The 11,584-nt window shown below is 72.8% G+C and carries 12 protein-coding genes; 7 read left to right on the forward strand and 5 right to left on the reverse strand.

The annotated features are described in order from the left end of the window. Positions 1–24: 24 nt before the first annotated feature. Complete coding sequence (locus IC605_RS05835) at positions 25–1,044, reverse strand: acyltransferase family protein (RefSeq protein WP_216320167.1); 1,020 nt, start codon at positions 1,042–1,044, stop codon at positions 25–27. 82 nt (positions 1,045–1,126) lie between these two features. Between IC605_RS05835 and IC605_RS05840 the strand changes: the two genes are divergently transcribed. Further along, a complete protein-coding gene (locus IC605_RS05840; protein WP_246580389.1) occupies positions 1,127–2,026 on the forward strand; it encodes an AAA family ATPase in 900 nt (299 codons plus the stop codon). Then, positions 2,023–3,264, forward strand: a complete 1,242-nt coding sequence (locus tag IC605_RS05845) for a vWA domain-containing protein (protein ID WP_216320170.1) — start codon at positions 2,023–2,025, stop codon at positions 3,262–3,264. The genes IC605_RS05840 and IC605_RS05845 overlap by 4 nt, the downstream gene beginning before the upstream one ends. A gap of 221 nt (positions 3,265–3,485) precedes the next feature. Here IC605_RS05845 and IC605_RS05850 read toward each other — a convergent pair whose 3' ends face one another. Continuing rightward, positions 3,486–3,695 (reverse strand): hypothetical protein, encoded by a 210-nt coding sequence (locus IC605_RS05850; protein ID WP_216320173.1) that lies wholly within the window; start codon positions 3,693–3,695, stop codon positions 3,486–3,488. 105 nt (positions 3,696–3,800) lie between these two features. Here IC605_RS05850 and IC605_RS05855 point away from each other — a divergent pair, with 105 nt between their 5' ends. From IC605_RS05855 to IC605_RS05865, 3 genes are read left to right on the forward strand one after another with little or no spacing between them, the layout of a single operon-like run. Then, positions 3,801–4,979 carry an amidohydrolase gene (locus IC605_RS05855; protein WP_216320176.1) on the forward strand — a complete coding sequence of 393 codons (1,179 nt, stop codon included), beginning with the start codon at positions 3,801–3,803 and terminating at the stop codon, positions 4,977–4,979. Positions 4,980–4,983: 4 nt separating this feature from the next. After that, positions 4,984–5,409, forward strand: a complete 426-nt coding sequence (gene sufU, locus IC605_RS05860) for a Fe-S cluster assembly sulfur transfer protein SufU (RefSeq protein ID WP_216320179.1) — start codon at positions 4,984–4,986, stop codon at positions 5,407–5,409. Then, entirely contained in the window at positions 5,406–5,792 is a 387-nt protein-coding gene (locus IC605_RS05865) for a hypothetical protein (protein WP_216320181.1), read from the forward strand. The genes sufU and IC605_RS05865 overlap by 4 nt, the downstream gene beginning before the upstream one ends. A 46-nt stretch (positions 5,793–5,838) precedes the next feature. Here the strand turns inward: IC605_RS05865 and folE are convergent, their stop codons facing one another. The 3 genes from folE to IC605_RS05880 all read right to left on the reverse strand — a co-directional run bounded on the left by folE (position 5,839) and on the right by IC605_RS05880 (position 9,449). Next, on the reverse strand, positions 5,839–6,450 hold the full coding sequence (gene folE / locus IC605_RS05870; protein ID WP_216320183.1) for a GTP cyclohydrolase I FolE: 612 nt from the start codon (positions 6,448–6,450) through the stop codon (positions 5,839–5,841). Between the two features lie 162 nt (positions 6,451–6,612). Continuing rightward, positions 6,613–7,827: an adenylosuccinate synthase gene (locus tag IC605_RS05875; protein WP_216320186.1), complete on the reverse strand. Its 1,215-nt coding sequence runs from the start codon at positions 7,825–7,827 to the stop codon at positions 6,613–6,615. A gap of 200 nt (positions 7,828–8,027) precedes the next feature. Then, the gene (locus IC605_RS05880) at positions 8,028–9,449 is read right to left on the reverse strand and encodes an E3 binding domain-containing protein (protein WP_216320188.1); all 1,422 of its coding nucleotides are present in this window, start codon (positions 9,447–9,449) and stop codon (positions 8,028–8,030) included. Between the two features lie 265 nt (positions 9,450–9,714). On the opposite strand from IC605_RS05880, the gene IC605_RS05885 reads away from it, so the two are divergent. Next, positions 9,715–10,770: a Glu/Leu/Phe/Val dehydrogenase family protein gene (locus tag IC605_RS05885; protein ID WP_216320190.1), complete on the forward strand. Its 1,056-nt coding sequence runs from the start codon at positions 9,715–9,717 to the stop codon at positions 10,768–10,770. Positions 10,771–10,864: 94 nt separating this feature from the next. Next, positions 10,865–11,479 (forward strand): uridine kinase, encoded by a 615-nt coding sequence (udk, locus tag IC605_RS05890; RefSeq protein ID WP_216320193.1) that lies wholly within the window; start codon positions 10,865–10,867, stop codon positions 11,477–11,479. Positions 11,480–11,584: the final 105 nt, after the last annotated feature.

An 11,584-nucleotide genomic window follows, 5' to 3' on the forward strand; every position in this document is an offset into this window, starting at 1 on the left:
CATGAGGCATGCGTTCCGCGCCACTCAGGGGGGTGTCGTCTGGGCGCAGGAGTGGACGGACGGCTTGTCCTTGAGGGCCAGGGCCCGCCTCTCCACGAGATGCCAGGACGCATAGGCCAGGGCCACCGTCACCGGAACGCTGAGCAGCAGGTTGGCGGCGGGCGTGAGGCCGAGGCCGAGGGCCACCACGATCTGCTGGACCAGCATGCCCCAGAGGTAGATTCCGTAGCTGGGATCGCCCCAGCGCCCCCAACCAGCGAGCCGCCGACTCCGAGCCACGTAGAGCACGGCGTAGAGGCCGAAGGTGCTGGCGAATGTCCGCAGGTCCTCCCCGGCGACGCCCGCGACGACGAAGAGGAGCGCCGCGAGGGCGAGGTCGCGCCGCCACGGCAGACGCGCGTTCCAGGCCTGAAGTGCCGCGCCCACGCTGAAGGCGAGAGGCAGGTAAAGCCACGGCTGCTCCTGCGCGCCCGGCACCCGCCACACGATCACGGCGAGGGCGACGGCGAGGGCCGTGACGCTCTCCCGGGTGAGCAGCCGGGCGGCCCCCAGCGCGAGCAGGGCGGCGTAGCACTCCACCTCGTATTCCAGGGTCCACAGCGGCCCGTTCACCACCTGGGGGAGTGGGTTGGTTTCGAACACGCCGGGCAGGAACCGTTGGCCCCCGGGCGGCTGATGCAGCCACAGATTCTGCCCGTAGGCCCAGGTGAGCGGACTCGACCAATACCCGAACTCCGAGCTCAGCGCCGGGCCGATCAGTCCCACGGTGACGGCCACGACCACGATCAGGGCGGGCCAGATGCGCAGGGCGCGGGCACGGGCGAACGCGGCCACGTCCGGTCGGCGCTCCCAAGACCCCATCACCAAATAACCGCTCATCCCGAAGAACACCGTGACGGCGAGCGCCCCCAACGTCATCTGTCCGCCCGAGAGCCGGTACAGGACGTCCGGGTCGAGTTCACCGCTCGTGACCTGCCACGCGTGGGAAGCCATCACGGCCAGGGCAGCGAGGATGCGCAGGGCGTCAAAGCTGTTCTGCCTCACCCCATCAGGCTCCCGTGTTCGATCTGACCTTTTTCTTTCCCGCCTTACCCCACCCCGCCCCGAAACGCGCGAGGATAGGGGCATGAGTCAGCCTTCAGAGCCGAGCGCCGCCGCCCCCTCCCCCATGCCCGCGCCCGATCCGCTGCGCGAGGCCTTTCGTGAGCGGGGGTACGTGGCGGGCGACGCGCTGGCGACGGCGCTGCGGCTCGTCGTGGCGCTCGGCAAGCCGCTGCTGCTGGAGGGCCCGGCGGGGGTCGGCAAGACCGAGGCGGCCAAGACCCTCGCGGCGGCGCTGGGCACGCGGCTGATCCGGCTGCAATGCTACGAGGGGCTCGACGCCCAGGCGGCGCTCTACGAGTGGAACTACGCCCGCCAGCTCCTACACCTGCGCGCGGCGGAGGCGGGGGGGCGCCCGGTGACGGACGACGACCTCTACGGCCCCGAGTTCCTGATGCGCCGCCCCCTGCTGGAGGCGATCAGCCAGCCCACCCCGCCCGTGCTCCTGATCGACGAGGTGGACCGCGCCGACGACGCCTTCGAGGCCTTCTTGCTCGAACTGCTCGCCGAGTGGCAGGTCACGGTGCCGGAGCTGGGCACGATCAGCGCCACCGCCCGCCCGCACGTCATCCTGACGAGCAACCGCGCCCGCGAGCTGAGCGACGCCCTGCGCCGCCGCTGCCTGTACCTCTGGGTGGACTACCCCAGCCGGACGCAGGAGCTGGAGATCGTGCGGGCCCGGCTGCCCGGGATCAGTGAAGCCCTCGCCGCGCAGGTCACGCGGGCCGTCCACGCGCTGCGCGAGTTGCCGCTCGGCAAGCCGCCGGGGGTGGCCGAGACGCTCGACTGGGCCGCCGCGCTCGTCGCCCTGCACCGCGACCACCTCGACGAGGAGGCGCTGCGAGTCACCCTGGGCGCCGTCCTCAAGCTGCGCGAGGATCAGACCCTCGCCCGCGCGACCCTGGAACGGCTGGCGAGGGGGTGACGACGGGCCCGGACGCGCCCCCCCTCCCCGCCGACCTCCCGGCGCGGGTGGTCGCCTTCGCGGCGCGGCTCAGGGCGGCCCACGGCTTCCTGATCGGGCCCGGCGAGGTGACGGACGCGCTGCGGGCCCTCGGGGCGGTGGACGTGCTGCGGCTGCGCGAGGTGCGCGACGCGCTGCGGCTGGTCCTCACCGCGAGCCCGGCCCAGGCGCCCGTCTTCGACGCCGAGTTCGAGGCCTTCTTCCGGCCCCGTACCGGGCCACCCCCGCCCGAGCTGCCGCCCCTGTTGCCGCAGACGGAGGCGCCTCCGCCGCCGCAGAAGGTCTCGGGGGAGGCGGGAGAGCCGCGCCCGGTGCCCGGCGAGTCGCGGGCCGAGGACTCGCCGGAGGAGGGGGAGGATCAGCCCCTCCAGGGCCGCACCCCCCCGCGCGAGACGGAGGGCGAGCCCGACGACCCGGCGGACCCGCCCCGGCTGCTCCAGGCCCGCCTCAGCCCCCACGCGGGCGAGGGGGGGCGGGTGGAGGCGGGAGGGGACGACCTGCCGGAGCTGCTGCGGGCGGCGGGCGCCCTGGTGCGGGCGGTGGAGCTGGGGCGGGCCCGGCGGCGGGTGCCCATGTTGCGGGGCACGCGGCTCGACGCCCGGCGCACCCTGCGGGCCTCGGCGCGCACGGCGGGCGACCCGGCGCGGCTGCGCTGGCTGGGCCGTCCGCGCCGGGCTCCCCGCTTCCTGATTGTGCTCGACGGCAGCCGCAGCATGGGCCGGGGGGCCACGCTGCTGCTGCGTTTCGCCCACGCCCTGCACCTGCGGGCGCGTCGGGTGGAGGTCTACGCCTTCAGCACGGCGCTGACCCGCCTGACCCCCACCCTGCGCGGCGCCCCCCCCGGCGAGGCGCTGAGGCTCCCCGACCTCGGCGACGCCTGGGGCGGCGGCACCCGAATCGGGGAGAGTCTGCTGCGGCTCGCCCGCGACGAGCGCGCCCGCGTGACCCGCGACACCGTGGTCCTGATCCTCAGCGACGGTCTCGACACGGGTGACCCGGAGGTGCTGGCCCGCGCCCTGCGGGACCTCGGCCACCGGGCGGGCCTGCTCGCGTGGCTCTCGCCCCTCGCCGCCACGCCCGGCTACCAGCCGGTGCAGCGCGCGGTCCAGGCGGCCCTGCCCCACCTCGACGCCTTCCTGCCCGCCGCGAGTGTGGGCGACCTGCACGCCCTGGCGCGGAGCCTGCGGGGACGGTGGTAGGGGGAGCGGTCAGGTCAGAGGGAACGCTCAATCAGGTTCTGCACGCGGAGCTGGAATGGCCTCTCTGGCTTTGAGTTCTCCAATATCCAGTACAGGAAGTAGGAGTGACGCGGGCCTCCACCCCATCGAGGGGAGGTGTGGCGCTCCTTGACCACCCCTCTCTGGCAGCCAAAAGGAGACGCCCCAGCCCTGCCGCCGGGACGTCCTCTCTCCTGTGCCGCTCAGAACCAGCGCCGCTTGGTGCCCGTCCGCTTGCCCAGCCGCCGCTCGGCCTGACCGAGCAGGAAGTCGAAGGCGCGGTCGCGTTTGCTGAGCTTGGTGTACTTGCCGCGCCTGGCCTGCTGGTTGCGGCGCATCAGCCCGATGAGTTCGGCGGCGAGGGGGGCGTAGACCATCCATTTGCTGACCTTGCCGGTCTTGCGAGTCTTCATACCTCCCATTACGCGGCACGAAGAGGAAAAGTTGCTGAGTGCGGCCGGGAACGCGTTCACGGTCCCGCGGCGCCCGTCCCGGCGCCCCACGGCCTACACTGGGGCATGACCCAAACCGTGGACCCGGTGACGGACCTGCGCGAACAGCTCGTGGCGTGGCGGCGGCACCTGCACATGCACCCCGAGGTCGGCTTTCACGAGCACGAGACGGCGGCCTACATCGAGGCCGAGCTGCGGAAGATGCCGGGCCTGACCGTCTCCCGCCCGACCGGGACGAGCGTGCTGGCGGTCCTGAAGGGCGGGAAGCCGGGCCGCACCCTCCTGCTGCGCGCCGACATCGACGCCCTGCCGATGGAGGAGGAGAACACCTTCGAGTACGTGTCGCAAAACCCCGGCGCCATGCACGCCTGCGGCCACGACGGGCACACGGCGATCCTGCTCGGCGTCGCGCGCCTGCTGTCGGGGGACGCGGCGAACGTCCCCGGCGAGGTCCGCATGATCTTCCAGCACGCCGAGGAGATCGGGCCGGGCGGGGCCGAGGAACTCGTCATGCAGACAGAGCTGATGGACGGGGTGGACGTGGTGACGGGCCTGCACCTCAACTCCCAGCTTCCGGTGGGGATGGTGGCGGTCAAGCCCGGTGCCTTTATGGCCGCACCCGACACCATTCACATCACGATCAAGGGCAAGGGCGGGCACGGGGCGCACCCCGAGGAGACAGTCGATCCCATCGCGGTGGGGGCGCAGGTCGTCACCAACCTCCAGCATGTCGTGAGCCGCCACGTCGCCGCCCTCGACGCCCTGGTCGTCTCGGTCACCTCCTTCCACAGCGGCACGACGCACAACGTCATCCCCGACACGGCGAACATGCTGGGCACGGTGCGGACCTTCGACGCCGAGCTGCGCGAGCGGGCGCCCGGGATGATCGAGCGGGTGATCAAGGGCGTGTGTGAGGCACACGGGGCGGGCTACGAGTTCCGGTACGAGCCCGGCTACCGGCCCGTCATCAACACGGACTGGGTGGCGGCGCAACTCCGGGAGATCGCGCTGGAGACGGTGGGCCCGGAGCACTACCGGGACGCGAAACCCACGATGGGTGGCGAGGACTTCAGCGCGTACCTCCAGAAAGCCCCCGGCGCGTACTTCAACGTCGGCTCGGGTAGCGACGAGGCCGACAGCCGCTGGCCGCACCACCACCCGCGCTTCACCCTGGACGAGGCCAGCCTGGAGACGGGCGTGCGGATGCTGCACGCCGCCGCGCTGCGCCTGAGCCTGCCGGAGTAGGGCCGTGCTGCCGGAGACCGTCGCGCGCCAGATCATCTCCGACCACGGGGGGCGCCCGCGGGGCAAGGGCGAGATCGCGGGCGCCCCGCACGCCGCGCTCGACAATCCCGGCTGCGGCGATCAGGTGACGGTCTGGGTGCAGGTGGAGGGCGGACGGCTCGCCGGGGTGAGCTTCACCGGGCGCGGCTGCACGATCAGCCAGTCGAGTGCCAGCCTGCTCACCCAGAACCTGAAGGGCAAGACGCTGGAGGAGGTCCGCACCCTGAGCGCGAGTTACCGGGCGATGGTGATGGGCGAGGCGCCGCCCGACCCCGCGCTCGGCGACCTCGTGGCGCTGGCGGGGGTGAGCCGTCTGCACGCCCGGCGCAAGTGTGCGCTGCTGGCGTGGAACGCGCTGGAGGCGGCGCTGGCGGAGGGGCAGAGAGCATGATCCCACCCGCCGCCGAGGTCGCCCTGGCGTGGGAGGAGGCCGTCAACACCCGGGACGAGGCTCGGCTGCTCGCCCTCTCGGACCCCGAGATAGAAATCGTCGGGCCACGGGGCAGCGCGTGGGGGCACGCCGTCCTGGCCGACTGGCTGGGCCGGGCGGGGCTGAGCCTGGAAACCCGCCGCCGCTTCGGTCGGGACAGCGTGATCGTCCACGGGGGGCAGGGCCGGTGGCACGACCCGGAGACCGACGCCATAGTGGGTCAGGCCGCCCTGGCCTCGCACTACCGGGTGGAGGGCGGACAGGTCGCTTACGTGGCGCGTTACGACGACCTGCGCGCGGCCCTGGAACACGCGGGACTGGACGAAACAGACGCGCTGACCTGAGCGGAAGGCCAGCGCGTCATGGAGGGCGGCTTGAGAGGTCGGCGGCTCAGCGGCTCCGCAGCGTGCTCTGCACCGCGCTCATGAACTCGGCGCGGGTGCGGGCGTCGTCCTTGAAGAGGCCGCGCATCGCGCTCGTCGTCGTGCTCGAATTCTGCTTCTGCACGCCGCGCATCGCCATGCACAGGTGGACGCCCTCCATCAGCACGGCCACACCCCGGGGACTCAACAACTCCTCCACCGCGTCGGCGATCTGGGTCGTGATCCGCTCCTGCACCTGGAGGCGCCGCGAGTACAGGTCCACGATCCGGGCGAACTTGCTCAGGCCGAGAATCTTGCCGTCGGGGATGTAGGCGACGTGCGCCCGCCCGTAAAAGGGCAGCATGTGGTGCTCGCACATGGAATAGAACTCGATGTCCTTCACGAGGACCATCTCGGACCCCTCGGCGGCGAACACGGCGTCCCCGGCGGCGTCTTGCAGCGTCTTGTGGTATCCGGCGGTCAGGAAGCTCCACGCCTTCGCCACGCGGTGCGGCGTACGCTCCAGCCCCTCACGCTCCGGGTCCTCGCCGATGGCGGTGAGCCAGTCGTGGGTCAGGGCGCTCAGGCCGGGGACTTCCAGTTGCTCGTCAGCGGCGCTGATCGTCGGGTAGGTGGTCAAGGTCCGTCGCCCCCTCTCACGCCCACTTGGGGCGCGGGTTGAATGAAGCCGAGTGTAAGCGCGGCGGCGGGGCGGGGACTGTGGGGGAAGCTCTCAGCCGTCAGCGATCAGCTTTCAGCAGGAGGGCTGACGGCTGACCGCTGAAAGCCGACCGCTCTCCCCTCAGCCCCAGCTCACCTCGCCGTACGTCTGCTCGCGCGCCGGGCCGCAGGAGAAGATCACGACCGGGCAGTTCACCGTCTCCTCGATCAGGTCGAGGTACGCCTGGGCTGCCCCCGGCAGCGTCTCGCGGCTGGTCACGCCGTCCGTGCTGGCCCAGCCGGGCAGGTCGCGGTAGACGGGCTGGCCGGAGTCGTCGTACTCGACGCAGACCCTGACCGTCTCCAGGCCCGCGAGGACGTCCATCTTGTTGATCACGAGGCCGTCGAGGCCGTTCACGTCCACGGCGTAGCGCAGGAGCTGGAGGTCGAGCCAGCCCACCCGGCGGGCGCGGCCCGTCGTCGTGCCGAACTCGTCCCAGGGGTTGGAACCGTCGCCGCGCAGCCTCTGTTCCATCTCCCCGAAGACCTCGGTGACGAAGGGGCCGTGGCCCACGCGGGTGTTGAACGCCTTGGCGACCCCGTAGACCTTGCCGACCGCCTTGTGGTTCACGCCCGCCCCCACCAGGATGCCGCCCACCGTGGGGTGGCTGCTCGTCACGAAGGGGTAGGTGCCGTAGTTCAGGTCGAGCAGGGTCGCCTGCGCTCCCTCGAAAAGGACGTTCTCGCCGCCTTTGATCGCCTGGCGGAGCTGTGCCCCGGTGTCGCTCACGAAGGGCAGCAGCGCGTCGCGGATGGGCAGGAGGTAGCCCAGCGCGTCGGCAACGGTCGCCCAGCCCGCCTCGCGGGTGGAGTTGGGCTTGGCCTCCAGGAGGCGCTCGACCCGCTCGCGCAGCACCGCGTCGTCGGCGAGGTCGCCGAAGCGGATGCCCACCCGCCGCGCCCGGTCGGCGTAGGCGGGGCCGATGCCGCGCCCGGTGGTGCCCACGAAGTCCCTGCGCCCGTCCACGTCCTTGTGGTGGGGCAACACGAGGTGCGCCCGGTCGCTGATCCGCAGTTCGGGGCGGAGGCCGCCGTCGAGGAGGTTCTGGCGCTCGGCGAGGAACTTCTCGGGGTCGATGACCATGCCGTCGCCGAGGACGCTGACCGTGCCGGGGTGCAGCACGCCGCTCGGGAGCAGGTTGAGCTTGAAGGTCTGCCCCCCCGCCGTGACCGTGTGCCCGGCGTTCGCGCCGCCCTGATAGCGCACCACGTACCGGGCCTGTGGGGCGAGGAAGTCGGTGATCTTCCCCTTGCCCTCGTCCCCCCACTGCGCGCCGATGATCGCAATTCCAGGCATCCTGCCTCCAGCCGCGCACCCGGACTTGCCCTTCTGTGCCGCCAACAGGGGCAAAAAAAAGCACGGCGCGCGGCACCGTGCCCGAGTGTAACCCGGCGGTGCGCGGGTGGGGGGGCGAATGTCCAGAGAGCTGTCAGCTCTCAGCGGTCAGCCGTCAGCCAGAACGGAAGCTGACGGCTGATCGCTGAAGGCTGAAAGCTTCAGATCACCAGGATGATCGGCGCCTCCAGCGCCCCGGCCACCTCCGCGAGGAAGCGGGCGGCCCGGGTGGGGTCCACGTCGCCGCTCAGGCTCAGGGCAGCGCGGCCCCCCCGCTCACGGCCCACGCTGAGGGTCACGGTGTGCCCGAGGTGCAGGTCGTCGAGGTCGAGTTCGCCCGCGTCGGTGACGAGGAGGTCGGGGGTGCCGAAGAGGGTGTCCAGGGTGCTCAGGACGTCCCGCAGGGAACCGGGGGCCACGGTGCGCGCCTCGCCCGCCGGGAGGTCCTGAAGGGCGACCGTGCCCAGCCCGAGGGCGGCCGCGTGACGCTGGGCGGCGCGGGCCACGAGCAGGCCGAGCGGCACGTCCTGTCCCAGGGCACCCGCGAGCTGGCGGCGCAGGTCGGCGGCGGGCGAGACGTTGACGTCCCGGCGCAGGTAGGTGCCGAAGGAGCGGGGGGCCGGGGCGGGGTCGGCGAGCTGAACGGGAGCCGACGCCTCGGCGTCCGGGAGCAGGGCCGGAGCCGGCGCGGGCTGGGCCTCCTCCACCAGGGGCTGCGCTTCGGGGGCCGCTTCCGCCTCGGGGATGGGGGCAGCCCCGGGCAACTCGGCCACGGGGGCGGGGGCGGACAGGGGGGCTTGCGCGGGCAGGTCCGGCAGCGGCAGGGCGGGGGGCTCGGGCAGACGGGGTTCGGGCGCGGCGGGCGCCTGGAACGCCGGGGTGGGCTGCGGCCCGGGAAGGACGGGCTCACGCGCGACCGGGGGCTGGACGGGCTCGGGCTGGGGTTGGGGGGCCGGGGCGGCGGGCTGGTACAGGCGTGAGAGCAGGCCGCCCAGCCCCGCCGAGAGGCCCGCGGTCGCCGCAGGGGCCGCCGTGGCCGCGACCGGGACGGGTTCGGCAGGGGCGGGCTCCGAGGGGATGGACGCGGCAACCGCGGGGAAGAACGGCTGGGAGGGCACGCTCGCGGCCACGGGCGGGGGCGGCGTCACGGGAGCGGGGGCGTTGAAATTCCAGGCCGGGGTGGGGGCCGCCGCCAGCGGGGCGGGCGCGAAGTCGGCTTGATCGTCGTCGAGTTCGAAGTCGAGGGCGTCGTCCTCCAGGGCGGGGGTGGGGGCCGGGGGGGTGGTGCGGGCCTGGGCGACGAAGGCGGTGATGTCCGAGTCCACGCCCGCGCCCCGGAGGGCGTCGGCGCTGGGAAGGCCCGGGGTGATCAGGCTGGCGGAGAGGTCCTCGCCGGTCCAGTCGGGCGGGGGGGCGTCCACCGGGGTGGCGGGGGGTTCTTCTTCCCCGCTCATGATGCGCGCGAGGTGGGCGAGGATGTCTCCTTCGACGATCAATCCGCCCCCGCCGCTGCCGCGCAGGTTCTGCCAGTCGATGCCGTTTGCTTCCGCCAGGATCTTGGCGAGCGGAGCGATTCGTTCCATACGTTCCCCCTTGGCCCGTGCGTCCTCCCCGTGTGGGAGGGCCGCGCCGCCCCCGGGGGCGAAGCGGGCCGGTTGCTTTCCCGCAGGGTGACGCCTCGGGCCTGACAGCCTTCTTTCAGCGGGCGTGGACCAAGGCGGCGCAGCGGGGCGGGAGAGACGCCCCTCCCGTGGTCCCGGGCGCGGTGATAGGCTCGGGGCGTTGTCGCGCGGGCCACGGGGCAACGCTTCCGGCACCACCCCGGCCCGCGCGTCTTTGGGAGCAACGATGCAGATATTCGAGGAGATGCAGTCGCGCGGGCACGAGGCCCTGACGCTTCTTCACCACGCGCCGAGCGGCCTCAAGGCGGCCCTGGCGATCCACTCGACCGTCCTGGGCCCGGCCATCGCGGGCGTGAGGCTGCGCCCCCTGGACGAGGAAACGGCCCTCAAGGGGGCGCTGGCGCTCAGCGAGAGCCTGACCCTCAAGGCCGCCCTCGCCGGGCTGAACTACGGCGGCGGCGCCTGCGTGCTGATGCTGCCGGAAGTCGGCGTGGACGACCCGCACGCGAGGGAAGCCCTCTTCCGCGCGCTGGGGCGCCAGGTCCGGCCGCTGGAGTCGCGCGTGGTCCTGACGGAAGATATCGGCGTGACCCCGCGCGACATCGCCTTTGTGGCGCAGGAGACGCCCTCTACGCTCGGCGTGAACACCGACACGAGCAGCGTGACGGGGTACGGGGTCTACCGCGGGATCAAGGCCGCCGCCCGCTCCGCGCTGGGCAGCGAGAGTATGCGCGGGGTGCGGGTGGCCGTGCTGGGGGTGGGGGCGGTCGGCCGCGCCCTCGCCGAACACCTCCACCGCGAGGGGGCCCGCCTGACCGTCGCCGACACCCGCCCCGAGCGGGCCGAGGCGCTGGCGGGCGAACTGGACGGCGTGACCGTGACGGGCACCGGGGAGCTGCTCGACGTGCCGTGCGACATCTTCTCGCCGTGCGGGTACGGGCACTCCATCCGCAGCACGGAGGTGCCCCGGCTGCAATGCCGCCTGATCGCGGGCGGCGAGCACCACCCCCTGACCCGCCGGGGCGAGGCGGCGGTGAAGGAGGCGGGCATCATGTACATCCCCGACTTCGCCATCAACGCGGCGGGTCTGATCGCCGCCGCCACCTCCTCCACCCCCGAGCAGGCCGCCGAGCGCGTCTACGCCACCGTCTCGCGCATCGTCGCCACCGCCGAGCAGTACGGCAAGGCCCCCCACGTCGTCGCCCGCCGCATGGCCGAGCGCCGCATCGACCTGATCGGCAGCCTGGGCACGGGCGGCGCGGTGGCGGGGAGGGGGGCGTGAGGCGTGTGGCGCGTCGTTCGTGGCTCGTGGAGGAGACCCCCAGCTTGTTCCGCACACCCCGGGCCACCGTCCACAGGCCGCGCCAGGGGCGCGCATGACCTCCCCCTTCGTCATCGGCGTGGCGGGGGGCTCGGGGAGCGGCAAGACGACCGTGACGCGGCGGGTGATCGAGACGGTGGGGCAGGGCGGGGTGGCGGTGCTGGGCCAGGACAACTACTACCGCGATCAGTCGGACATTCCCGAGACGGCGCGGGCGGGGACGAACTACGACCACCCGGCGGCCTTCGACTGGCTTCTCCTGCGCGAGCACCTCGGGGCGCTGCTCGCGGGCGTGCCCGTCGAGATGCCGGAGTACGACTTCACCCGCCACACCCGCTCGCCCCGGACGACGACCGTGCTCCCCGCGCCCGTCGTCGTGCTGGAGGGCTTTTTCGCCCTGTACGACGAGGAATTGCGGGAGCGGATGCACCTCAAGGTCTTCGTGGACGCCGACGCCGACGTGCGCTTCATCCGGCGGCTGCTGCGCGACACGCAGGAGCGCGGGCGCAGTCCCGAGAGCGTGATCACCCAGTACCTCGACTACGTGCGGCCCATGCACCTGAGCTTCGTGGAGCCCACCAAGCGCTACGCCGACGTGATCATCCCCCACGGCGGCATGAACGAGCCCGCGCTCGACATGCTCGCCGCGCGCATCCGCACGACGATCTGAGGGGGCCCGCGCCCTCCCCCTTTCGGCGGACGACGGGGCCGGAGGCGGGAAGGCAGGCTGACCCGGCCCTCCACCTGCCCCCCTCCTCCCCTTCTAGGATGTGAC

This window comes from Deinococcus aestuarii (assembly GCF_018863415.1).
GTDB lineage: Bacteria > Deinococcota > Deinococci > Deinococcales > Deinococcaceae > Deinococcus > Deinococcus aestuarii.

Bases quoted from the DNA above. Each gene is read 5' to 3' on its own strand.
- IC605_RS05840 (WP_246580389.1), top strand. From the start codon at position 1,127: ATGAGTCAGCCTTCAGAGCCGAGCGCCGCCGCCCCCTCCCCCATGCCC.
- IC605_RS05850 (WP_216320173.1), bottom strand. From the start codon at position 3,695: ATGAAGACTCGCAAGACCGGCAAGGTCAGCAAATGGATGGTCTACGCC.
- IC605_RS05855 (WP_216320176.1), top strand. From the start codon at position 3,801: ATGACCCAAACCGTGGACCCGGTGACGGACCTGCGCGAACAGCTCGTG.
- IC605_RS05865 (WP_216320181.1), top strand. From the start codon at position 5,406: ATGATCCCACCCGCCGCCGAGGTCGCCCTGGCGTGGGAGGAGGCCGTC.
- IC605_RS05875 (WP_216320186.1), bottom strand. From the start codon at position 7,827: ATGCCTGGAATTGCGATCATCGGCGCGCAGTGGGGGGACGAGGGCAAG.
- IC605_RS05880 (WP_216320188.1), bottom strand. From the start codon at position 9,449: ATGGAACGAATCGCTCCGCTCGCCAAGATCCTGGCGGAAGCAAACGGC.
- IC605_RS05885 (WP_216320190.1), top strand. From the start codon at position 9,715: ATGCAGATATTCGAGGAGATGCAGTCGCGCGGGCACGAGGCCCTGACG.
- udk (WP_216320193.1), top strand. From the start codon at position 10,865: ATGACCTCCCCCTTCGTCATCGGCGTGGCGGGGGGCTCGGGGAGCGGC.